Origin of the sequence: Morganella sp. HSTU-ASny43, from assembly GCF_022819185.1 — a bacterium.
GTDB lineage: Bacteria > Pseudomonadota > Gammaproteobacteria > Enterobacterales > Enterobacteriaceae > Morganella > Morganella morganii.
In genome coordinates, this window is record NZ_WSPG01000006.1 from 54147 (window position 1) to 73347 (window position 19201).

Below are 19201 nucleotides of genomic sequence, written 5' to 3' on the forward strand. Positions count from 1 at the left end.
CATGAGCGCATTATTAGAACTGCGGAATATTTACCGCCGTTATCCTTCCGGAGACAGCAGTGTCACGGTGCTGGATGATGTCTCACTGACTATCAGTGCCGGTGAAATGGTGGCGATTATCGGCCAGTCCGGCTCCGGTAAATCCACGCTGATGAATATCCTCGGCTGCCTGGACACGCCGAGTGACGGGCACTATTTTGTTGCCGGAAAAAACACGGCAGAGCTGAGCGGTGATGAACTGGCGGCGCTGCGCCGTGAACATTTCGGCTTTATTTTTCAGCGTTACCATCTGTTATCCCACCTCAGTGCTGAGCAAAATGTGGAAATGCCGGCTATCTATGCCGGACTGAGCGCCCGTGAGCGCCGTGAACGGGCCGCAGCGCTGTTGCAGCGCCTGGGGCTGTGTGAGCGGCTGATTTACCGGCCGGGACAGCTCTCCGGCGGACAGCAGCAGCGTGTCAGTATCGCCCGTGCCCTGATGAACGGCGGGGAAGTGATCCTCGCGGATGAACCGACCGGCGCACTCGACAGTCAGTCGGGCAAAGAGGTGATGGCTATTCTGCGCCAGCTCTGTGACGCCGGACATACGGTGATTATCGTCACCCATGATCCGTCCATTGCCGCACAGGCGGCGCGGATCATTGAAATCAAAGACGGACATATCCTCAGCGACAGCGGATCAGTCATTAACCCGCAGGCGAAAGCGCTGGCTGCGAAACCAGCGCTGAAAAGCAGCGCGTTCAGCCGTTTCCTCGGCCGCTTTAATGAAGCGCTGCTGATGGCGTGGCGCGCCATGGTGGTCAACAAGATGCGGACTCTGCTCACCATGCTGGGCATTATTATCGGGATTGCCTCCGTGGTGACCATTCTGGTGATCGGGGATGCTGCCAAAGCACTGGTGTTGTCGGATATCAAATCCATCGGTACCAACACCATTTTTGTCTATCCCGGCAAAGATTTCGGCAGTGACCCGGGGCAGGATCAGCAATCTCTGAAGCCCGGCGATGTGGATGTGATCCGCCAGCAGCCGTATGTTTATGCGGCGTCAGCGGAAATAGAGAACAGTGCGCGTCTGCGCCGGGGCAATCTTGATTCTGCAGCCCGTATCACCGGCATCGGGCCGGACTTTTTCACTGTGTATGACATGCGTTTCGGCGAAGGGCGGGCGTTCTCTCCGGAGATGTACGAGCGCCGCTCCCAGGTTGTCATCATCGATATGAATACCAAACGCAAACTCTTTCCGCATCAGAATAATGTGATCGGGGAAATGCTGCTGGTGGGCAACATGCCTGCAACGGTGGTCGGTGTGATTGCGGATCGCAAATCCATGTTCGGTAACTCAAAAACCTTACAGGTCTGGATGCCGTACACCACCCTGACTGGGCGGCTGATGCAGCGCAACTATCTGGATATGATCTCTGTGCGCATCCGCGACGGTTACAACACCAAAAATGCGGAAGAGCAGCTGGTACGGCTGATGACGCTGCGCCACGGCAAAAAAGATACCTTCACCTACAACCTCGACAGCATTGTGAAAACCGTGGATAAAACCACGACCACCATGCAGCTCTTCCTGACGCTGGTGGCGGTAATTTCGCTGGTGGTGGGGGGAATTGGTGTGATGAACATCATGCTGGTCAGTGTGACAGAGCGCACCCGCGAAATCGGCATCCGTATGGCGGTTGGTGCGCGGGCAGGGGATGTGATGCAGCAGTTCCTGATTGAGGCGGTGCTGGTGTGTCTGATGGGCGGGGCTATCGGCCTCGGGCTCTCATACTCTATTGCCTTTGCCGCCAAAATGGCACTGCCGGACTGGGAATTTGTCTTCCGCCCTGCGGCGATTGTCAGCGCGGTGATCTGTTCGACCGCTATCGGGATCATCTTCGGCTTTCTGCCGGCCAGAAATGCAGCTAAACTTGATCCTATTGATGCACTGGCGCGGGAGTAACCGCGCACAGTCTGAAAATACGAATACGTCGCGGAATGACGATTGACATTGCCGCGACGATCCGCATAATTTTGTTAAATACCGTGTTACGGCGCTGTGGTGTCGTCATCTTCAGTAACCGGAATAATCACACTGACGTGATGCCCTTTTGGTCCCTGAATGGTGTCATAATTCACTTTCTGACCCGCCTTCAGCGTGCGGTAGCCGTCCATCTGAATCGTCGAATAGTGTACAAAAATATCGTCACCACCATCCGACGGGCAGATAAACCCGAAACCCTTGGCGTTGTTGAACCACTTAACAGTACCTGTTTCCATACTGTTACAACCCTCATCTGTCAAACGATTGAAAAATGCTGCACAATGCACCATATGATCCATAATACTCAGTAATGAAGTATCAGCTGTACGCGGATATACTGGTTACGTTGTACATTATTTATACTCTATTGAATTAGAGGGTAACGTCAAGCCTTTGTTTACAGCAACACTGTATTGGCCTGTAAAGTTTGATACAGATAACGCTAAGTATTGATACGCCTGATGTGGCGTACGTTTTCTATAACCGGAATAGCAATGAGTCACTATCAATCTGAATCACAAACGGATGTCACGCTCAGGGAAAAAGCGCTGCAGAAGATACAGCCACCGTCAATGTACAAGGTGGTTTTAAACAACGACGACTATACCCCTATGGACTTTGTGGTTGAAGTTTTACAAAAGTTCTTTTCTTATAATGTTGATCGTGCGACGCAGATTATGCTCGACATCCATTATCAGGGAAAAGGGATCTGCGGGGTATTTACCGCTGAAATCGCTGAAATGAAAACAACACTGGTCAATACGTACGCGAAAGACAACGATCATCCGTTGCTGTGTACACTCGAGAAGGTATAAGAATACACTTTGTTTCTCTGAATGGAGGTGCCTATGCTCAATCAAGAATTAGAGCTCAGTCTGAATATCGCCTTTGCCAAAGCAAGGGACAACCGGCATGAATTTATGACCGTAGAGCACCTGCTGCTGGCGTTATTAGGTAACAAATCAGCCCGTGAGGCGCTTGAAGCCTGCCGCGTTAACCTGGCCATCCTGCGCCAGGAACTTGAGCATTTTATTGAACAGACCACACCGCTGCTGCCGGAAGGGGATGATCGTGAAACCCAGCCGACACTCAGTTTCCAGCGCGTGTTGCAGCGCGCCGTTTTCCATGTTCAGTCATCGGGCCGTAATGAAGTCAACGGCGCGAATGTGCTGGTGGCCATTTTCAGTGAGCAGGAGTCCCAGGGGGCTTATCTGCTGCGCAAGCATGATGTCAGCCGTCTGGATATTGTGAATTTCATCTCTCACGGCACCACCAAAGGTGAGGATGAAAATGAGAGCGGCCCGTCCTTTGATGAGCCGTCACAGTCTGCTGCCGAAGAGAGTACCGGCGGTGAGGACAGTCTGGATAATTTCACCACCAATCTTAATGACCTGGCCCGTAAAGGCCAGATTGACCCGCTGATCGGCCGTCAGGCGGAGCTGGAGCGCACCATTCAGGTGCTGTGCCGCCGCCGTAAAAATAACCCGCTGTTTGTCGGGGAATCCGGGGTCGGTAAAACCGCGATTGCGGAAGGGCTCGCCTGGCGTATCGAGCAGGATGATGTACCGGAAGTGATCAAAGGCTATACCATTTTTTCTCTGGATATCGGCTCACTCCTGGCCGGTACCAAGTACCGCGGTGATTTCGAGAAGCGCTTTAAGGCACTGCTGAAAGTGCTGGAGAAAAACGAAAAAAGCATTCTGTTTATTGATGAGATCCACACCATCATTGGTGCCGGTGCGGCATCCGGTGGTCAGGTGGATGCGGCAAACCTGATTAAACCGTTATTATCCAACGGGAAGATCCGGGTGATTGGTTCCACAACCTATCAGGAATTCAGCAATATCTTTGACAAAGATAAAGCGCTGACCCGCCGTTTCCAGAAAATTGATATCAATGAACCGACTGCCGATGAAACCGTGCGTATCATTAACGGCCTGAAAGCCCGATATGAGGCACACCACGATGTGCGTTACACCGCGAAAGCTATTCAGGCGGCTGTGGATCTGTCGGTGAAATACATCACTGACCGCCATCTGCCGGATAAAGCGATTGATGTCATTGATGAAGCCGGGGCAAGAACCCGTCTGATGCCGCTGAGCCGCCGTAAGAAAACCATTGGCGTCGGTGAAATTGAGGCAATTGTGGCACGGATCGCGCGTATCCCGGAAAAAACCGTTTCCAGCAGTGACAAAGATCTGCTGCGTAACCTCGACAGCCGCCTGAAAATGCTGGTCTTCGGCCAGGATCCGGCGATTGATGCTCTGACGGAATCCATCAAAATGAGCCGTGCGGGTCTGGGGAACGAGCAGAAACCGATTGGTGCCTTCCTGCTGGCAGGGCCGACCGGGGTCGGGAAAACCGAAGTCACTGTGCAGTTATCCAAAGCAATGGGTATCAAGCTGCTGCGCTTTGATATGTCCGAGTACATGGAGCGTCACACCGTCAGTCGTCTGATTGGTGCACCTCCGGGCTATGTCGGGTTTGATCAGGGCGGATTGCTGACGGATGCGGTTATCAAACACCCGCATGCGGTGGTGCTGCTTGATGAGATCGAAAAAGCGCACCCGGATGTCTTTAACCTGTTATTACAGGTGATGGATAACGGGACACTGACCGATAACAACGGGCGCAAAGCGGATTTCCGTAACGTGATCCTGGTGATGACCACCAACGCCGGTGTGCGTGAAACCCAGCGTAAATCCATCGGGTTTACCGAGCAGGACAACAGCACTGACGCGATGGCGGAAATCAAACGGGTGTTCACACCGGAGTTCCGTAACCGTCTGGACGGCATTGTCTGGTTTAATGCGCTGTCGCAGCCGATTATCGCTCAGGTGGTCGACAAGTTCATTGTTGAACTCCAGGCGCAGCTGGATGCGAAAGGTGTTTCCATTGAAGTGTCTGCCCGTGCCCGTACATGGCTGGCAGAAAAAGGGTATGACCCGGCGATGGGCGCACGTCCGATGGCCCGTGTGATTCAGGATAAACTGAAAAAACCGCTGGCGAACGAATTACTGTTCGGTGAGCTGGTGAACGGCGGTTCGGTGATTATCGATCTTGATAAGAAGAAAGATGAACTGACTTACCGCTTCAGTGCCCTGAAAGAGAAATCCGGCGACCCGGTAGCCTGACAGAAACGATCACCACAGGACACGCACTCCGGTGCGTTGCCTGTGGTGTCTTTTTATGAGGCGTGGCCTGCAGGGATCAGCGGCTACGGAAGACGATACGGCCTTTGCTCAGGTCATATGGGGTCAGTTCTACTGTAACCTTGTCGCCTGTCAGGATGCGGATATAGTTTTTACGCATTTTACCGGAGATATGTGCAGTCACAACGTGTCCGTTTTCCAGTTCCACACGGAACATCGTGTTCGGCAGTGTATCTAACACAGTGCCTTGCATTTCAATATTGTCTTCTTTGGCCATCTAATCCTCTAATGTTAATAACCAGTATTTTCAAACCGCAAGATAATGCCGAAAAACCGGGATTATGTAAAGGAATGATATTTTTTAAGCACCGCGTCTGAAACATAAAACGGGCTGAAACATACCATTTCCTGTTGGTTTACAGCGATTTTATAAAAAAGGCGGTAGTTGTGACGGCACCGGACGTGCTAATGTCTGCGGCTGCCAGCATGACTGCGGTAAATGATTATCACGCAGCTGATAAAGCTGACGGATAAACGCCTGTCGCGGGATCTCCCGCGCACCGAATGATTCGGTGTAATGATTCAGTATCTGACAATCAAACATCCTGCCGCCGTGGCCGGTAAAATGGGCAAAAAAGGTCATAAAAGCGATTTTTGACCCGTTACTGACACGGTTGAACATTGACTCCCCGCAGAACAGTAACCCGGTATTCAGGCCATACAGCCCGCCGACCAGCGCGTCATCATCCCACACTTCGACCGAATGAGCACGTCCTGCCTGATGCAGCCGGATATAGGCGGCCACAATATCCTCTCCTATCCAGGTACCCTCGTCCCGCTCTGTACAGGCCCGGATGACCTGCTCAAAGGCATGATTCAGTGTCACCCTGTACGGGTGTTTTTTCAGAATCTTGTGCAGCGAACGGCTGACATGCAGCTCCGCCGGATACAATACCGCACGCGGATCCGGCGACCACCACAGAATGGGTTCACCGGGGGAATACCACGGGAAAATCCCTTCCCGGTAGGCGAGCAGCAACCGGGAAGGAGAGAGATCCCCGCCGGTGGCCAGCAGCCCGTCCGGGTCGGTCAGCGCGTGTTCAACAGGCGGAAAGAGAAGTTCCTCATCCAGCTGATAAAACGGCATCTGATCCCCCGGTCATTACCGGAATACGGTTCACAAACTGATAATAACGGCCTCTGCGCGCCAGCAGCGCGTCGTGAGAGCCTTGTTCGGCTATCTGCCCGCCGTCCATCACGCACAGCGTGTCCATGTGTTCCAGGCCCTGTAAACGGTGGGTGATGATAAGCATGGTCCGGTCACGGCCGATATCCCGCAGCAGGGCGAGAATATGCTGCTCAGTATCTGCATCCAGGCCTTCTGTCGGCTCATCGAGCAGCAGGAACGGCGCATTATGCAGCAGGGCGCGGGCGATACCGAGACGGCGCTGTTCGCCGCCGGAAAGCAGACGGCCGCCTTCGCCGATCCAGGCATTCAGGCCCTGGTCGTTATCCAGCAGATTTTCCAGCCCGACCTGTGCCAGCACCGCATTCAGCTGTGCATCGGTTGCTTCGTTATTTCCGATCCGCAGATTACCGCGCAGTGTGTTATTGAACACATGAATACGTTGCGGAACCACTGCCATCAGTGACCGGAGGGTATTTTCATCATAAGCGGCAATCGGCTGGTCATTCAGGCGGATTTCACCTTCACTGACATCCCATGCACGGGTCAGCAGCTGCAGTAAGGTGGATTTCCCGCAGCCGGTTTTCCCCAGCAGGGCAAGGTGTTCACCGGCACGCAGTGTCAGGGAGATATCTTTCAGCACCGGCAGCGGCTGTCGCGGATAGGTAAACCCGACACCACTGAGGCTGACGCTGACCTGTGCGGAGGCTGCAGGACCACTGGCCGGGAAAGTCACTTCCGGTTTGGTGTCGACTATCTGCGATACACGCTCTGCGGAGGTCATCACCTGGCCGAGATGCTGGAAAGCCACTGCCACCGGGCCTAATGCCTCAAATGCTGCCAGGGCACAGAACACAAACAGAGCGATAATGGCGCCGCTTTCGCGGTACGGCCAACTGACTCCGGATGCCATCCACAGCATCAGCGCAACAGCAAACCCGGTCGCCAGAATGATAATCGCCTGGGAAAGCCCGGTCAGCCCGGCCTGGTGCTGCTGCTGTACCAGCCAGCGTTGTTCAGTCTCCGCCAGTTGCTCGCGGAAGCGGGACTGCGCACCGAAAATAGTCAGTTCTGCCTGTCCCTGTAATGCGCTGGTCAGCAGGGTGCGGTACTGTGCACGGAGTGTGGTCAGCTGCACGCCGATTGGCTTACCGGCGTAATAGAACACCACCGGCAGGGCAAACAGCAGGAAGGTCATAAACCCGCCCAGTGCATAAGCGATAGTCAGATCGAGAAAACCCAGCCCGAATGTCAGCACTGCAATCACCACCAGCGCGGCAACAATCGGCGAAATCACCCGCAGATAGAGGTGATCCAGCGTTTCCACATCCCCGACCAGCCGGTTGAGCAGTTCTCCCTGACGGAAGCGGGCAATACCGCCCGGTGTCAGCGGCAGGATTTTCTCAAAGGCAAATACCCGCAGATGCTTCAGCACACGGAAGGTCGCGCTGTGGCTGACCAGCCGTTCCGCATAGCGTCCGGCGGTGCGGGAGATAGCGGCACCGCGCACCCCGGCGGCAGGCAGCATATAGTTAAAAAAGGCAATTCCCGGCACACCGGCAATCGCCGTTCCGGCCAGGAACCAGCCGGACAGCGTCAGCAGCCCGATACTGGCGAGCAGCGTGGCAATCGCCAGCAGGATCCCGAGTGTCAGTAAAAACCAGTGGCGGCGGTAGAGGGCTAAAAACGGCAGTAAAACACGCATGATTACAGATCCCCCGTCCGGTGTGACAGCAGCTGTGCAAATGCACCCTGTTGCTGTTGCAGAGCAGCATAGCTGCCCTGTTCAATAATCAGACCTTTATCCATCACCCAGACTTCATCATAGTCACGGGTTTCTTCCAGCAGGTGTGTCACCAGCAGGGTGGTTTGCTGATGTGCCGCCTCATTCAGGGCATGCATCACGCGCTCCTCACTGTGGGCATCCAGGCTGGCGGAAGGCTCATCCAGCAGCAGCAGATGGCACGGATTGAGCAGGGCACGTGCCACTGCAATCCGCTGTGCCTGGCCGACAGAGAGCCGCGCGGCATTATCCCCGACCACGGTATTGACCCCGTCAGGCAGCGAATCAATAAAATCGGTCACATAGGCTTTTTCCATCACCGCCGTGATTTCCTCAGGAGAGGCATCCGGGCGGCTCAGGCGGATATTGTCCAGAATGGTCTGTTCCGGCAGATGCGGGTTTTGTCCCACCCAGCTCAGCTGTGTCCGCCAGCTTTCCGGGCGGATATCACGCAGCTCCTGCTGATTGATCCGGATACTGCCTTCATACGGCAGAAAACCCAGCAGCAGATTGAGCAGCGAACTTTTCCCTGCACCGCTCTGGCCGACAAGCGCGATACGCTGTCCGGCATTCAGGGTGAAATTCAGCGGCCCGGCCAGTTTTTCCCCTGACGGGGCAAAAATCACCAGATCGGTTGCGGTAACAGCAATCTGCTCTGCCGGTGCCAGCGGTTCTGTGCCCGGTAATTCGTCATCATTGTTTTCGGCGGATAACAGGGTAAACAGGGATTCTGCCGCGCCCACCGCCTGTGCTTTGGCGTGGTAATAGGTACCGAGGTCACGCAGCGGCTGGAAAAACTCCGGCGCGAGGATCAGAGCAATAAACCCGGCAAACAGCGTGACACCCATGCCGTAGCTGCCGAAATTCAGTTCACCGAGATAGGAAAAACCAAAATAAACCGCGACGACAGCAATCGAGATCGCCGCGAAAAACTCCAGCACAGCGGAGGAGAGGAATGCCATGCGCAGCACTTCCATGGTGCGCGAGCGGAAATCCTCGGTGGCGTCATCAATCTGTTTCACTTCCTCACGACCACGGTGGAAGAAGCGGATGGTTTCCAGCCCGCGCAGGCGGTCGAGGAAATCGCCGCTCAGGCGGCTCAGGGCCAGAAAGTTACGGCGGTTGGCATCGGCGGCACCCAGGCCCACCAGCGCCATAAAAACGGGGATCAGCGGCGCTGTCACCAGCAGAATCAGGGCTGCCGCCCAGTTGATCGGGAACAGCGTGATCAGAATCATCATTGGTATGGTGGCGGACAGGGTCATCTGCGGCAGATAGCGGGAATAGTAATCCTGCATATCATCAATCTGCTCGAGAATAATTGTCGCCCAGCTGCCCGCCGGTTTGCCTTTTACCCGTACCGGCCCGAGCTGTTCCAGTTTATCCAGTACTGTCCGGCGGATATCACGTCTCACCACCTGTCCGCAGATAAACCCGACCCGTTCGCGGATCGCGGCAACAACGGCGCGGGCAATAAACAGTATGACCAGTACAGTGAACGGAGTGAGGAGCTGTTCGCGGGGCACGTGCTCCATAATGAGGGACTGAAGGAGGACAGCGAGGCACCAGGCCTGGCCGATAATCAGTAAACCGCTGAGCACACCCAGCAACATCGAGAGGCGTAACCATCGCCGGGCCGGTGCCGCCTGAAGTTTTAACCAGCGGACGAGTTCTGACTGTCTTGATTTATCCATTTTTTCTGTATGCAGGTGATAAGTAAAAATACGGCTGAAATCAGCAGGATAATGTCATGGTACACGAAAAGGCGCTACAGATATAGCGCCCTGAAAATGCTGGATTATTTGCTGTCTGCGAGGCTGTCGAGATAGCGCTCGGCATCCAGTGCGGCCATGCATCCGGTTCCCGCAGAGGTGATCGCCTGACGGTAGATATGATCCATCACATCACCGGCGGCAAACACACCCGGAACGGATGTCTGTGTTGCATTACCGTGCGTGCCGGACTGAACACGGATATAGCCGTTTTCCAGATCCAGATGTCCCTCAAAAATACCGGTATTCGGGCTGTGGCCGATGGCGATAAAGCAGCCCATCACCGGCAGCTCTTCGGTTGCGTCACTTTTGGTGTCACGCAGACGGACAGCGGTCACACCCATCTGGTCGCCGAGTACTTCATCCAGGGTGCGGTCAGTGTGCAGAACGATATTGCCGTTCTGAACCTTATCCATCAGACGGCTGATAAGGATTTTTTCAGCACGGAAGCTGTCACGGCGGTGGATCAGATGCACTTCTGACGCGATATTGGAGAGATACAGCGCCTCTTCCACGGCAGTGTTACCGCCGCCGACCACTGCGACTTTCTGGTTACGGTAGAAAAAGCCGTCGCAGGTGGCACAGGCGGACACACCACGGCCTTTGAAGGCCTCTTCTGACGGCAGGCCGATATAACGGGCGGATGCGCCGGTGGCGATAATCAGCGCGTCACAGGTATAGGTATTTTCCCCGGTCAGGGTAAACGGGCGTTTGCTGAAATCCACGTCAGTGATGTAGTCATTGATGATTTCAGTCTCAAATTTTTCGGCGTGAGCCTGCATACGCTCCATCAGGACCGGCCCGGTCAGACCTTCCGGGTCACCCGGCCAGTTTTCCACTTCGGTGGTGGTGGTTAACTGACCACCGACTTCCACCCCGGTAATCAGTACCGGATTTAAATTCGCCCGTGCCGCATAAACCGCAGCGGTATATCCGGCAGGGCCGGAACCCAGAATAATTAATTTACTGTGTCGGGTTGCGTTCATGAACACCTCATTAACAGAATGGCAAAAAAGCGTGTACAGGATTGTAGGAGAAACGAAGGGGTAAAAAAAGGAATAAAAACGGCAGAGCACAAAATTGAAATCAGCCGGAAATGAGTAGATTTTCAGGCGATTGTACGAGAAAGTGATTATTCAGAAGATTCCTAAGTTGTTTGAATATCACACCAAAAGCACGTCCTGTTTGTCAGCGAAACGTTTTTCTGTCATTTTCTTCAACAGGTTGTTCTGATTTTTGTTCATTTGCTTTGACAATCGGCTGCGCATTTGCGAAAACATCAGTGTAAGAGATTTTTATCCGTCGGGTTAATACATCCTGTTACACCGGTGATGTGTTTGTCCTGATGACGAAGCATGGTAATTTCAGCTTACGACTATAGCGATAATAATCTGAATGTTCCGGTAAACTGGCGCCGGTTGCGTATTCTAATAATCAGAAATGCAAAGAATTGGCCTGAAAACATGTTTTCCGATGCTGATTTTGTTCCGTCAGGTAAAGGAAGTGTTATGGGTGTAGGAAAATAGTAAATAAGAGAGATAACGAGATGATTGATAACAAAAAGCGTCCGGGTAAAGATCTTGACAGAATCGACAGGAATATTCTTAACGAATTGCAGAAAGATGGCCGTATCTCTAACGTCGAACTCTCCAAACGTGTGGGTCTGTCTCCGACTCCGTGTCTGGAACGTGTGCGCCGTTTAGAGCGTCAGGGCTTTATCACCGGGTATACCGCGCTGCTGAATCCGCACTATCTGGATGCCTCCCTGCTGGTATTCGTGGAAATTACCCTTAACCGCGGGGCACCGGATGTGTTTGAACAGTTCAACACCGCCGTGCAGAAGCTGGAAGAGATTCAGGAATGTCACCTGGTTTCCGGTGATTTTGACTACCTGTTGAAAACTCGTGTGCCGGACATGTCGGCTTACCGCAAACTGCTGGGTGAAACTCTTCTGCGTCTGCCGGGCGTGAACGACACCCGTACTTACGTGGTGATGGAAGAGGTCAAACAAAGTAACCGTCTGGTCATCAAGACCCGTTAATTTGTTTCCTGCGTCATGTGCAAAACGGGATAAATCAGTTACACTCCTGTTTATGCATACAGTTTCAACGCTGAGCTACCCTCAGCGTTGTTCCGTTTTACTGACAGGAAAAAACCGGACGTTGCGTCAGGAAATGACATGAGCCAGGAATATACAGAAGACAAACACATCAAATTCAGAAAAATCAGCAGCGGCCGCCGGTTGCTGGAAGCCGTCCTTATTGTGATCGGGTTGTGCGCCGTCTTTCTGCTGGTTGCTCTCTTATCGTTTAATCCGTCAGACCCGAGCTGGTCCCAGACCACCTGGCATGAGCCGGTGAAGAATCTGGCCGGCAGTATCGGGGCCTGGTTTGCGGATATTCTCTTTTCCGCCTTTGGCATACTGGCTTACACCGTACCCCCGCTGATGATTCTGGGGTGCTGGTCGGCCTTCCGCAGTAATGAAAATAAAGATTACGTGGACTTTTTCTCACTCTCGATGCGTATCATCGGGGGGCTGACACTCATTCTCTCATCCTGTGCCCTGGCATCCCTGAATGTGGATGATATGCAGAACTTCGCGGCAGGCGGGGTGATCGGCAGTTTATTCAGCTCTGCGCTGATGCCGTGGTTTAATGCCCTCGGCGCGACACTCGCGCTGCTCAGTCTCTGGGCTATCGGTCTGATGCTGCTGACCGGCTGGTCGTGGATCACCATCGCCGAAAAAACCGGTGCAGCGGTCCTTTCCCCGATTACCTTCATCACCAATCACTCCCGTGACCGTTATGACGATCAGTATCACGACGACCGTGAATATGACGATGAGGACGAGTACTACGACGATGAGAAAACGGATGAGCAGACAGAGCACAACAACATACCGCAGACAGCAACTGCCGCAGCTCTGACTGCTGTTGCGCCTGACAGTGAGGCACAGACTCAGACTGCACAGTACCGTGAATACGATGATGCGGACGATGTGCTGTTTTCCGCACCAAATGCGGCGGAACTGGCGCATCAGGCACATTATGAGGATCCGGCGGATAACAGCGATCCGCTGCTGACCCCGGTACAGAATCTCTCCGCATATCCGGAAACCGCCGCTGAATCTGTGGTGCCTGTTGTGCATGCACAGGAACCGGCTGAACAGGAACACACCGCACCGGCTGCGGATGAACCTGAACACTACCGTTTTGATGTCCCGGATGCTTACCGGACAACCGTTGACCTGAATGCCCCGATCAATCTACCGGATATTCAGCCTGAACCGGCAGCACCGCAATGGGAAAACCCGTTTGCGGGAAGCGGCCGTACAGAACCGGTCTTTACGTTCGACCTGCCTGATGTGCCGGATACCGGTGATAACGGCAGCGCACATCTGAGCTCTGCGGCCGCAGCAACCGCAGCGGCGGCTTTTGGTGCCGTACAGGTCAAACAGGGGCTCGGCCCTGAACTGCCGCGTCCGAATCCGGTGCGCCTCCCGACCCGGCGCGAGCTTTACGGCATCCGCATTCCGTCTCAGCGTGACGCGGAACTTGAACGTCTGCGCCGTGAGCAGGATGAATTTGCACAACTGCATCAGCCGGAACATCAGGCCGCACAGACTGAGCCGGATGAAGACGACGTATTACAGGCGCGTCTGCGTGATGAGTTTATGACGCAGCAGCGTAACCGCTACGGTGATGATGAGACGGACATGTCTCCGGCAGCAGAGCCGGTGCAGGCAGTAACTGAACCGGAAATTACCACCGGTACATCCTCCGCCTTTATCCCGGCTGCATCTGCCTATCAGGCACCGGTCAGCCATCACTCCTTTGCATCCGCACCGCCGGTAGCGGATGTTCACCCGGCGGCAGAAGAAGACGATGAAGATGAGCAGGAAGCTCAGCGTCTTCAGGCGCAGTTTATGCAGATGCAGCAACAGCGCTACAGCGGGCAGGCTGACGCTATTTTATCTGATCTGGCCGAACTGAAAGCCTTCTCTCCGGTGGAGGATCTGGTGGATCCGGAACCGGCAGTGCCGCTGTTTATCCCGACACCGGTCACCGCCCCTGCGGCAGAACCGGCTCCGGTTTATGCCGCACTGGAGACCGCTGCTCAGCGCTTTGAACCTGTTGCCGCACCACAGCAGAATGCGGCACCGGTAACGTCACAGGAAGCACAGTTACAAAAACAGATGGAAGAGAGCCTGTTCCATCCGTTCCTGGTCCGCAATGACCAGCCGCTGCCGAAATCAACCACCCCGATGCCGTCTCTGGATCTGCTGGCTTCACCGCCGGGTACCATTGAGCCGGTGGATGAATTTGCGATGGAGCAGACAGCCCGTCTGATTGAGGCGCGGCTCAATGACTTCCGCATCAAAGCCCGTGTGGTCGGTTATGAACCGGGTCCGGTGATCACCCGCTTTGAGCTGGATCTGGCACCGGGCGTGAAAGCCTCGCGTATTTCCAACCTGTCCCGCGACCTGGCGCGTTCACTCTCGACTGTAGCGGTGCGTGTGGTGGAAGTTATCCCGGGCAAGCCGTATGTGGGGCTGGAACTGCCGAATGAAAAACGTCAGACCGTCTATCTGCGCGAAGTGCTGGACTGCGATGAATTCCGCGATACGCCATCACCGCTCTCTGTGGTGCTGGGGAAAGATATCTCCGGTCAGCCGGTGGTGGCGGATCTGGGTAAAATGCCGCACCTGCTGGTCGCCGGTACAACGGGCTCCGGTAAATCGGTCGGCGTAAACGCCATGATTATCAGCATCCTGTATAAAGCGAAACCGGAAGAAGTCCGCTTTATCATGATCGACCCGAAAATGCTGGAACTCTCTGTTTATGAAGGCATTCCGCACCTGCTGACCCAGGTGGTGACCGACATGAAAGACGCCGCCAATGCTCTCGGTTGGTGTGTGGCGGAAATGGAACGGCGCTATAAACTGATGTCTGCTCTCGGGGTGCGTAACCTCGCGGGCTATAACGAAAAAATCCTGATGGCGGAATCCATGGGACGGCCGATTCCGGATCCGTTCTGGAAACCGACAGACAGCATGGAAATGACGCATCCGGTTCTGAAAAAAGAGCCGTATATTGTGGTCATGGTGGACGAATTTGCTGACCTGATGATGACCGCCGGTAAAAAAGTGGAAGAACACATCGCCCGTCTGGCACAGAAAGCCCGTGCAGCGGGGATCCACCTCGTACTGGCGACACAGCGTCCGTCAGTGGATGTTATCACCGGTCTGATTAAAGCCAACATCCCGACCCGTATTGCCTTTACCGTATCCAGTAAGATTGACTCACGAACCATCCTCGACCAGGGCGGCGCGGAATCTCTGCTGGGTAACGGGGACATGCTCTATCTGCCGCAGGGTGCCAATGCGCCGCTGCGTGTTCACGGCGCGTTTGTCCGTGACCAGGAAGTGCATGATGTGGTGAATGACTGGAAAGCCCGTGGTCGTCCGGAATATATCGATAATATCACCCGTGGTGGCGATGACGGAGAAGGCGGCAGTTCTGTCAGCGGGGAAGATCTGGATCCGTTGTTCGATCAGGCGGTACAATTCGTCACAGAAAAACAGCGGGTCTCCATTTCCGGTGTTCAGCGTCAGTTCCGCATCGGTTATAACCGGGCGGCGCGGATCGTGGAAGAAATGGAAGAACAGGGCATTGTCAGTGAACCGGGCCATAACGGTAACCGCGAAGTACTGGCTCCGTCCTCAAATAACTTTTAATGACGCCGCTGCCTGCAAAGGCGGCGTCTGATTTATCCGAACGCATCATCAGGAATGCATACATGAAAAAGGTGTTTATCACAGCCTGCCTTCTGGCAGGTGTCGCAGTCAGTGCAGCACACGCAGATACCCGCAGTGACCTTCAGTCACGTCTGGGAAAAGTGAACAGTTTCCATGCGAATTTCGCACAGACCGTCACTGATGCTGACGGCGCACTGGTTCAGGAAGGAACAGGGGATTTATGGGTGAAACGCCCGAACCTGTTCAACTGGCAGATGAGCGCGCCGGATGAAAGTGTGCTGGTCTCTGACGGCAAAACACTGTGGTTCTATAACCCGTTTGTTGAGCAGGTTACTGCCACCTGGCTGAAAGATGCCACACAAAATACCCCGTTTATGCTGATCACGCGTAACGACCCGGCTGACTGGCAGCAGTACATGGTGAGCCAGCGAGGCGACAGCTTTGAGCTGAAACCGAAAACCAGCGACGGCAATCTGAAATTATTTACTATCACTGTAACTCCGGACGGTATTATTCAGCAGTTTGCCGCCGTTGAGCAGGATGGCCAGAAAAGCAGCTATCAGCTCAAAGGGCAGCAGAGTACTGATGTGAATATGAGCAAATTCACCTTTACACCGCCGAAGGGGGTTACGCTGGACGATCAGCGTCAATGAGGCGTCAGTGACTAACTTTTCTCTCGATTTTTCGCAAAACGATTACCAGCCTCTGGCCGCCAGAATGCGGCCGGGGACACTGGAACAGTATATCGGACAGACTCACCTGCTGGCAGAGGGCAAACCGCTGCCGCGGGCTATCCGCGCCGGACAGCTCCACTCCATGATTCTGTGGGGACCGCCGGGCACCGGGAAAACCACCCTGGCGGAAGTGATCGGCCACTATGCGGATGCGGATATCGAACGCCTGTCCGCTGTGACCTCCGGGGTAAAAGAGATCCGCGAAGCTATCGAGCGGGCGCGTCAGAACCGTAATCTGGGGCGCCGCACCATTCTGTTTGTGGATGAGGTACACCGCTTCAATAAAAGCCAGCAGGATGCATTTCTGCCGCATATTGAGGATGGTACAGTCACCTTTATCGGTGCCACCACCGAAAACCCGTCATTTGAACTCAACTCCGCACTGTTATCCCGCGCCCGTGTTTATCTGCTCAAATCCCTGTCACCGGAAGATATCGAAGCGGTTCTGATTCAGGCGCTGAATGATTCTGAGCGCGGACTGGGCGGACAAAATATCGTCCTGCCGGATGAGACCCGTAAACTGCTGGCCGAACTGGTCGCCGGTGATGCCCGCCGTTCGCTGAATGTGCTGGAAATGATGGCGGATATGGCCGAAACCGGTGCTGACGGCAAACGTGTTCTGACCACAGAACTGCTGAAGGAAGTCAGCGGGGAACGCAGCGCCCGCTTTGATAACAAAGGCGACCGCTACTACGACCTGATTTCCGCGCTGCACAAGTCAGTGCGCGGCTCGGCACCGGATGCCGCACTCTACTGGTATGCCCGGATTATCACCGCAGGCGGGGATCCGCTCTATGTGGCGCGTCGTCTGCTGGCGATTGCATCAGAAGATGTCGGTAATGCGGATCCGCGCGCCATGCAGGTCGCCATTTCAGCATGGGACTGCTTTACCCGTGTGGGACCGGCGGAAGGTGAGCGGGCGATTGCCCAGGCGATTGTTTATCTCGCCTGTGCACCGAAAAGTAACGCCGTTTACACCGCCTTCAAAGCGGCGATGCGTGACGCAAAAGAAGGGCGGGATTATGACGTGCCGGAGCATCTGCGCAACGCGCCGACCAAACTGATGAAAGAAATGGGGCTCGGCAAAGAGTACCGTTACGCCCATGACGAAACGAATGCGTATGCTGCCGGAGAAGTCTATTTTCCGCCTGAAATGCGTGATACCCGTTACTATTTTCCGGCAAACCGGGGCATGGAAGGAAAAATCGGCGAGAAACTCGCCTGGCTTGCTGAGCAGGATCAAAATAGCCCGATAAAACGCTACCGTTAATGCCGCTGTTGCGGTAAGGTGTGAAATGTAAGAATAGGTAAATGGCTTAAAACACTCAGAATGTTCATCCTGCATACAGTGCGGGTTTCCGGGCGGATTAAGACGTTTCACAGTTGCGTTAATAACAGCCGCACTGCCGGAAAGCAGGAAAACACTTTTCGCCGGTTGCATCTCCGTTACTGACACTCACGTTATAACAACAAGCACAGGAATAGCATGCTCGATCCAAATTTACTGCGTAATGAGCTGGACGCGGTTGCCGAAAAACTGGCTCGCAGGGGTTTTACCCTGGATGTGGACACGCTGCGCACTCTCGAAGAGCGCCGCAAGGTTTTACAAGTTGAAACTGAAACTCTGCAGGCTGAACGCAACTCCCGATCGAAGTCCATTGGTGAAGCGAAAGCCCGCGGTGAAGACATTGAAGCAGTGCGCCGTGAAGTGAACCTGTTAGGGGATAAACTGGATGCTGCCAAATCTGCGCTGGATGAAGTGCAGGCCGAGTTACGCACCATTGCTCTGAATATTCCTAACCTTCCGGCAGACGAAGTGCCGTTTGGTAAAGATGACAGCGATAACCCTGAAGTCAGCCGCTGGGGCACACCTAAGCAGTATGATTTCGAAGTGCGCGATCACGTTTCACTGGGCGAAATGACTGATGGCCTGGATTTCCCGGCTGCCGTCAAACTGACCGGTGCGCGTTTCGTCGTGATGAAAGGCCAGATTGCCCGCCTGCATCGCGCTATCGCACAGTTCATGCTGGATCTGCACACAGAACAGCACGGCTATCAGGAAATCTATGTACCGTATCTGGTTAACCACGATACGCTGTACGGTACCGGTCAGTTACCGAAATTTGCCGGTGACCTGTTCCATACCAAACCACTGGAAGAAGAAGCGGAAACCAGCAGCTATGCGCTGATCCCGACAGCCGAAGTGCCTGTCACCAACCTGGTCCGTGACGAAATTCTGGATGAAGCTGATCTGCCGCTGCGTATGACCGCTCATACACCGTGCTTCCGTTCCGAAGCGGGTTCGTATGGCCGTGATACCCGTGGTCTGATTCGTATGCACCAGTTTGACAAGGTTGAGCTGGTTCAGATTGTGCATCCGGAAAAATCCATGGAAGCTCTGGAAGAACTGACCGGCCACGCTGAGAAAGTATTACAGCTGCTGAACCTGCCATACCGTAAAGTGCTGCTGTGCACCGGCGATATGGGCTTCGGTTCCCGTAAAACCTATGACCTCGAAGTCTGGGTTCCGGCGCAGAACACCTACCGTGAAATCTCATCCTGCTCTAACTGCTGGGATTTCCAGGCGCGCCGTATGCAGGCTCGCTTCCGTGGTAAAGATGATAAAAAACCACAGCTGGTTCATACCCTGAACGGCTCCGGTCTGGCTGTCGGCCGTACCCTTGTGGCTATCATGGAAAACTATCAGCAGGCTGATGGTCGTATCGAAATTCCGGAAGTATTACGTCCGTATATGAAAGGTCTGACACATATCGGCTGATTGCCGGT

Annotated in this window: 14 protein-coding genes; 8 read left to right on the plus strand and 6 right to left on the minus strand. The window is 54.3% G+C overall.

The window, feature by feature from the left end:
• Position 1: 1 nt before the first annotated feature.
• Positions 2-1948, plus strand: coding sequence for a macrolide ABC transporter ATP-binding protein/permease MacB (gene macB / locus GN208_RS04755; protein ID WP_004235797.1), 1947 nt, complete (start codon positions 2-4; stop codon positions 1946-1948).
• Between the two features lie 86 nt (positions 1949-2034).
• Here macB and cspD read toward each other — a convergent pair whose 3' ends face one another.
• Positions 2035-2265, minus strand: coding sequence for a cold shock domain-containing protein CspD (gene cspD / locus GN208_RS04760; protein ID WP_004235798.1), 231 nt, complete (start codon positions 2263-2265; stop codon positions 2035-2037).
• 258 nt (positions 2266-2523) lie between these two features.
• On the opposite strand from cspD, the gene clpS reads away from it, so the two are divergent.
• Together clpS and clpA are read left to right on the plus strand one after the other, a co-directional pair.
• Positions 2524-2844: an ATP-dependent Clp protease adapter ClpS gene (clpS, locus tag GN208_RS04765; RefSeq protein ID WP_015422570.1), complete on the plus strand. Its 321-nt coding sequence runs from the start codon at positions 2524-2526 to the stop codon at positions 2842-2844.
• A gap of 33 nt (positions 2845-2877) precedes the next feature.
• Positions 2878-5163, plus strand: coding sequence for an ATP-dependent Clp protease ATP-binding subunit ClpA (gene clpA, locus GN208_RS04770; RefSeq protein WP_004235801.1), 2286 nt, complete (start codon positions 2878-2880; stop codon positions 5161-5163).
• A gap of 76 nt (positions 5164-5239) precedes the next feature.
• On the opposite strand, the gene infA is transcribed toward clpA, so the two are convergent.
• The 5 genes from infA to trxB form a co-directional block, all read right to left on the minus strand.
• Entirely contained in the window at positions 5240-5458 is a 219-nt protein-coding gene (gene infA / locus GN208_RS04775) for a translation initiation factor IF-1 (RefSeq protein ID WP_002211347.1), read from the minus strand.
• 150 nt (positions 5459-5608) lie between these two features.
• The gene (gene aat / locus GN208_RS04780; RefSeq protein ID WP_004235802.1) at positions 5609-6328 is read right to left on the minus strand and encodes a leucyl/phenylalanyl-tRNA--protein transferase; all 720 of its coding nucleotides are present in this window, start codon (positions 6326-6328) and stop codon (positions 5609-5611) included.
• A complete protein-coding gene (gene cydC / locus GN208_RS04785) occupies positions 6306-8072 on the minus strand; it encodes a cysteine/glutathione ABC transporter ATP-binding protein/permease CydC (protein WP_243828303.1) in 1767 nt (588 codons plus the stop codon). Before cydC ends, aat begins: the two co-directional genes overlap by 23 nt.
• Before the next feature lie 2 nt (positions 8073-8074).
• Positions 8075-9844: a cysteine/glutathione ABC transporter permease/ATP-binding protein CydD gene (gene cydD / locus GN208_RS04790; protein WP_015422571.1), complete on the minus strand. Its 1770-nt coding sequence runs from the start codon at positions 9842-9844 to the stop codon at positions 8075-8077.
• A gap of 104 nt (positions 9845-9948) precedes the next feature.
• Entirely contained in the window at positions 9949-10908 is a 960-nt protein-coding gene (trxB, locus tag GN208_RS04795; protein WP_004235805.1) for a thioredoxin-disulfide reductase, read from the minus strand.
• A 560-nt stretch (positions 10909-11468) separates the two neighbouring features.
• On the opposite strand from trxB, the gene lrp reads away from it, so the two are divergent.
• The 5 genes from lrp to serS all read left to right on the plus strand — a co-directional run bounded on the left by lrp (position 11469) and on the right by serS (position 19193).
• Positions 11469-11963, plus strand: a complete 495-nt coding sequence (lrp, locus tag GN208_RS04800) for a leucine-responsive transcriptional regulator Lrp (protein WP_004235807.1) — start codon at positions 11469-11471, stop codon at positions 11961-11963.
• A 138-nt stretch (positions 11964-12101) separates the two neighbouring features.
• The gene (locus tag GN208_RS04805) at positions 12102-15659 is read left to right on the plus strand and encodes a DNA translocase FtsK 4TM domain-containing protein (RefSeq protein WP_015422572.1); all 3558 of its coding nucleotides are present in this window, start codon (positions 12102-12104) and stop codon (positions 15657-15659) included.
• A 62-nt stretch (positions 15660-15721) separates the two neighbouring features.
• Positions 15722-16333, plus strand: coding sequence for an outer membrane lipoprotein chaperone LolA (gene lolA / locus GN208_RS04810; RefSeq protein ID WP_015422573.1), 612 nt, complete (start codon positions 15722-15724; stop codon positions 16331-16333).
• A gap of 7 nt (positions 16334-16340) precedes the next feature.
• Positions 16341-17684 carry a replication-associated recombination protein A gene (locus GN208_RS04815; RefSeq protein ID WP_015422574.1) on the plus strand — a complete coding sequence of 448 codons (1344 nt, stop codon included), beginning with the start codon at positions 16341-16343 and terminating at the stop codon, positions 17682-17684.
• Between the two features lie 216 nt (positions 17685-17900).
• Positions 17901-19193 (plus strand): serine--tRNA ligase, encoded by a 1293-nt coding sequence (serS, locus tag GN208_RS04820; protein ID WP_004235811.1) that lies wholly within the window; start codon positions 17901-17903, stop codon positions 19191-19193.
• Positions 19194-19201: the final 8 nt, after the last annotated feature.

Bases quoted from the DNA above. Each gene is read 5' to 3' on its own strand.
- clpS (WP_015422570.1), top strand. From the start codon at position 2,524: ATGAGTCACTATCAATCTGAATCACAAACGGATGTCACGCTCAGGGAA.
- cspD (WP_004235798.1), bottom strand. From the start codon at position 2,265: ATGGAAACAGGTACTGTTAAGTGGTTCAACAACGCCAAGGGTTTCGGG.
- GN208_RS04805 (WP_015422572.1), top strand. From the start codon at position 12,102: ATGAGCCAGGAATATACAGAAGACAAACACATCAAATTCAGAAAAATC.
- cydD (WP_015422571.1), bottom strand. From the start codon at position 9,844: ATGGATAAATCAAGACAGTCAGAACTCGTCCGCTGGTTAAAACTTCAG.
- macB (WP_004235797.1), top strand. From the start codon at position 2: ATGAGCGCATTATTAGAACTGCGGAATATTTACCGCCGTTATCCTTCC.
- trxB (WP_004235805.1), bottom strand. From the start codon at position 10,908: ATGAACGCAACCCGACACAGTAAATTAATTATTCTGGGTTCCGGCCCT.
- infA (WP_002211347.1), bottom strand. From the start codon at position 5,458: ATGGCCAAAGAAGACAATATTGAAATGCAAGGCACTGTGTTAGATACA.
- aat (WP_004235802.1), bottom strand. From the start codon at position 6,328: ATGCCGTTTTATCAGCTGGATGAGGAACTTCTCTTTCCGCCTGTTGAA.
- lrp (WP_004235807.1), top strand. From the start codon at position 11,469: ATGATTGATAACAAAAAGCGTCCGGGTAAAGATCTTGACAGAATCGAC.
- cydC (WP_243828303.1), bottom strand. From the start codon at position 8,072: ATGCGTGTTTTACTGCCGTTTTTAGCCCTCTACCGCCGCCACTGGTTT.
- lolA (WP_015422573.1), top strand. From the start codon at position 15,722: ATGAAAAAGGTGTTTATCACAGCCTGCCTTCTGGCAGGTGTCGCAGTC.
- clpA (WP_004235801.1), top strand. From the start codon at position 2,878: ATGCTCAATCAAGAATTAGAGCTCAGTCTGAATATCGCCTTTGCCAAA.
- serS (WP_004235811.1), top strand. From the start codon at position 17,901: ATGCTCGATCCAAATTTACTGCGTAATGAGCTGGACGCGGTTGCCGAA.